The following is a 1,094-nucleotide window of genomic DNA, read 5'->3' as shown; positions in this document are numbered from 1 at the left end:
TCAAACTTGGGTAAGCGTGCTCCCCCATAGAAGAACCTTCAAGGCAAATAATGGCAATGTCGGTCGGGACTTTGAGCACGCGGCGATGGCACTCAAAGAGCGCACCAATTGCTATCTCCTCATGGCTACACACCAAAGCATTCAAGCTTGAATCGCGCAGCAATAACTTCGCCAATCCTTCCGCACCCAATTGTGAAGATGGCGCTTCATGAGTCGTCAGAAAATGGTCTGGGGTGAGATAGTTTTCAATCATCGCACTTTGCCAACCGTGTAACTGGCGTTGCAACGTTGCGTGATTCCCGCGCGCCCCAATAAAACCAACGTTCTTAAAACCTTGTTCAATCAGGTGTCTGGTACAGGCCTTACCCACTTCGAAGTGATCCACGCCAATGTTGAGATAACTGGCCTTTGAGCTCAGTTCGGCAATCTCTAACACTGGCGTATTTGATGCCTCTAACAGTTGATGCGTTCGCTGACTATGCTCACTTCCAAACAGTACAACGCCCGCAGGACGGCTCTCTAAAAAAGTCGAAAGCAACTTTTCTTCTTGCTCAATCGAGTAGTCGCTGTAACCCAGCAATAGTTGATAACCCGCTTTGTTTAACGCCTGTTGGAAGCTTGGTAAGAAATGCGCGCATGCTTTTTCAAACAGTGACGGAATGATTAGAGCGATGGAATAACTTTCTGCAGATGCGAGTGCCCCTGCGGCTTTGTTCGGGATATAGCCGAGCTCATCAACCACTTGTTGAATTTTTTCTCTCAGCTTATCGGATACCAGCTCTGGCGTTCGTAATGCTCGCGACACCGTCATCGTGCCTACGCCTGCTTGTTTGGCGACATCAGCCAAAGTGACGTTGCCGGTACTTCTTCGTTTGCGAGGTTCGCTCATTGTTTTTATTTAATGTTCTCTAATTTCAGCTGCGACATCTTATCACAGCGCTTTAATGGTTTTGATATTAGCGCATTAGAACTCGAACACCAGCACATGAAACTTCGATGCCTGATAAAAATGATAGCGCTATCACAATTAATGGTAGCGCTATCAGATAGCGCTACCATTTGTGATCACTCTCAGGTTTTTCTGGCAAATTGAT

1 protein-coding gene is annotated in these 1,094 nt (G+C 46.9%); it reads right to left on the bottom strand.

Going from position 1 to position 1,094, the window contains the following annotated elements; all coding sequences use genetic code 11:
• Window positions 1–889 (bottom strand): LacI family DNA-binding transcriptional regulator (locus tag R7Z50_RS24685; RefSeq protein ID WP_318149376.1); only part of this gene is annotated, 889 nt, incomplete at its 3' end.
• Between the last annotated feature and the right edge of the window lie 205 nt (window positions 890–1,094).

It is taken from the genome of Vibrio sp. 1249-1 (assembly GCF_033340495.1).
The sequence above is the reverse complement of the archived record's forward strand: the minus strand, read 5'-3'. Positions and strand labels throughout refer to the sequence as shown.